Here is a 2,486-nt window from a genome sequence, read left to right on the forward strand (position 1 = left end):
GTGCTGCCCGTAGCCCTTCAGGGCTTCTGTGAAGGCCGGTACCAGTGGGTCAACGGCCGGTGGTTACTTGAGGGAATTCCCATCAAATACCCCCTAAAACCTGCCCCACTCTGAACTACCAGCGTTTTTTGTGCACTAGGTAGTTGACAATAACTTTCGTTAGAGTATCTTGCTAGCCATCGGTCAACGATAGGTGTCAAGATGCTTGCTCCATGGCAACTGACAAAGCAGCAGTGGGAAGAAGAGCTCAGCGCAGCTCATCCCGGCAATGCACCTTTCGGCCGCGCCACGCGTAGCGCTGGCAACGACCTGGCTCATCGCATGGGCGAGCGTGATCGCCTCCGTTACGGCGTCCATGACGCCATCAAGCAGCAGCTGTCGCAGGTCTCTGCAGGCACTCTCGTACTTCCCCGCTTCACCCAGCTCCGCCTCCTGGCCATCAGCCAGCGTCCCGTGACTCACGAACGCGTCATCCGGAAGGCCCTGCAAGAGGGCCAGCCGGTGCCTGCGCACGTGCTTGTCGACTACCCGAACCTCCACAGGAAGGAGATCCATCATGTTGTATGAACAGCCCTCGTTTGACCTCAACAATCCCACGCTCGTTCTCGAAACCCGCCCCGCTGATGAAGTTGCTGGCGAGGTGACCCCTGGCGGCATCAAGGCCGTCAAGACCGAGAATCGTCGCAACGACTCGGTCGTGTGGATGCACCCGGACAAGATCCAGGTGATGGAAGGTTTCAACCTCCGCTTCGTCAACACGCCCGAGCACAAGGCGACGGTCCGCATGTATGCGGATTCGATGAAGCGCGAAGGCTTCAAGTGGGACAAGCCGATCTCCTGCTTCGTGGCCGATGATGGCTCGGGCAACAACATGATCGTGGTCTTCGACGGTCACACCCGTCTTGAATCCGTTGCCCTGGCCAACAGCGAAGGCGCCGGCATCGACGCCATCCCGGTGGCGCTGGCGCCCAAGACCATGTCGATGGACGACATGCTCAATGCGCTGCACACCAACAACAACGGCAACCCGCTGCCGATGCTGGGCCTGGCCTTGCTGGTCAAGCGCAAGGTCGGCCGTGGTCACACCAATGCGCGGATCGCCAGCGATCTGCACATCACCAGCACCCATGTCGAGAATCTGATCCTGCTGTCCAGTGCTCCGATCGCGGTGCAGGACATGGTCGTGTCCAACCAGGTCGCCGCCACCACTGTGGTGGATCTGTTCCGCAAGCTCGGCGCGGAAGCGGCCACGGCGCAGCTCAAGCAGCAGCTGGCCGCGGCCCAGGCCGCCGGCAAGAACAAGATCACCAAGAAGAACCTGCCGGGCGCGAAGTTCGAGAGCGCGCTCAAGCGCTCCGCACCGCGCCTGTTCGAGCGAGTCACCTCGATCCGCCAGGACCCCGGCTATGCCGGCCTGTCGGACAGCACCCGCCAGGAGCTGGAAGCGCTGGTGGAAGAGCTGGAGRTGTTGCGTCAGGGCAATGAGGGCTGACCTCATGAACACTGTGCAGTCTCTCGGGCCTACCGGGAAGCCGCGTTTGCGCGTCGTGCTTCCCGATCAACCGGCGGTGCCGCCGGCGGCGTCCAAGGCGCCCAGCAAGCGCAAGCAGTCGCTTACCCAGTCGATGTGGCGCGTGATGGCCAACCTAAAGGCCGGCCGTCCCGCGGATGACAAGATCTACGGCAGTGCCCAGCATCGCGGCTTCTGCGCGACACTGGTCGGGCTCTATCAGCGCGGCTTCGTAAGCGGCGACGGTGAAGCCTATTCGCTCACGGAAGCCGGCCTGGCTGCCTTGGAAGGACGCATTGCGCGTCACGGTCCGGTGCCGGCGCGTGCGACATCGCCACAGGGTTCCTTCCTCACGGAGGACGTCTGATGCCGGCCGTGCATAGTCGTCAAATCGCCACCGAAGAGAACGTCGCACAGGCGTGCGATGAGCTGTTCCGCAAAGGTGAGAGCATCACCGGTAGCGCGGTACACGCCATGATCGAAGGCGGCTCGATGTCGGTCATCTACCGATTCATCGAGACATGGCAGCAGAAGCATCGTCAGAGGTTCCTGATGATGGAAGCTGCGTTGGATCTGGTCAGCCCTTCCGTGCGTGCACTGGAAGCGATCTGGGAAGCGGCCGTGCGGACGCGCCCCCAGCAGCAAGCCCAAGCCAAGCGAGCGACAAAGGCAAAGCCGAAGTCCAAAGCCAAGCCTGCCAAGAAGGTGAAACCGTGAACGCGCGGCGACCCGCGCCCTTGCACCGGACGTTGCCCATGTGGGCACGTTCCGTGCATGTCGGAGGCGATCTGGAATACCGGATCTACTGGAAGGAAGCTCCCCACGTCGCCCAGGTGCACTGCCTGATGTTCGAGGCAGACACCCCACGCCCTGACATCGCACGCGCACTGCGTGCCCTGAGAGACGGCCGTCGCCTGGCGCCGCGGCCGGTGAAGCTGGACAGCCCCACCCAACCGCAATCCAGCCTGTTCTAGCC

At 62.5% G+C, this 2,486-nt stretch carries 5 protein-coding genes; 4 read left to right on the top strand and 1 reads right to left on the bottom strand.

The window, feature by feature from the left end:
- Positions 1-183: 183 nt before the first annotated feature.
- The gene (locus AC04MI_RS24555) at positions 184-558 is read right to left on the bottom strand and encodes a hypothetical protein (RefSeq protein WP_436001468.1); all 375 of its coding nucleotides are present in this window, start codon (positions 556-558) and stop codon (positions 184-186) included.
- Here AC04MI_RS24555 and AC04MI_RS24560 point away from each other — a divergent pair.
- From AC04MI_RS24560 to AC04MI_RS24575, 4 genes are read left to right on the top strand one after another with little or no spacing between them, the layout of a single operon-like run.
- Positions 557-1,492, top strand: coding sequence for a hypothetical protein (locus AC04MI_RS24560; RefSeq protein WP_476498967.1), 936 nt, complete (start codon positions 557-559; stop codon positions 1,490-1,492). The genes AC04MI_RS24555 and AC04MI_RS24560 overlap by 2 nt on opposite strands.
- Before the next feature lie 4 nt (positions 1,493-1,496).
- Entirely contained in the window at positions 1,497-1,877 is a 381-nt protein-coding gene (locus tag AC04MI_RS24565) for a hypothetical protein (RefSeq protein WP_476498968.1), read from the top strand.
- Complete coding sequence (locus AC04MI_RS24570; protein WP_476498969.1) at positions 1,877-2,227, top strand: DNA-binding protein; 351 nt, start codon at positions 1,877-1,879, stop codon at positions 2,225-2,227. The genes AC04MI_RS24565 and AC04MI_RS24570 overlap by 1 nt, the downstream gene beginning before the upstream one ends.
- A gap of 38 nt (positions 2,228-2,265) precedes the next feature.
- Positions 2,266-2,484, top strand: a complete 219-nt coding sequence (locus AC04MI_RS24575) for a hypothetical protein (protein ID WP_436001460.1) — start codon at positions 2,266-2,268, stop codon at positions 2,482-2,484.
- The last annotated feature ends 2 nt before the right edge of the window (positions 2,485-2,486 follow it).

Source organism: Acidovorax sp. LjRoot204 (genome assembly GCF_056175785.1).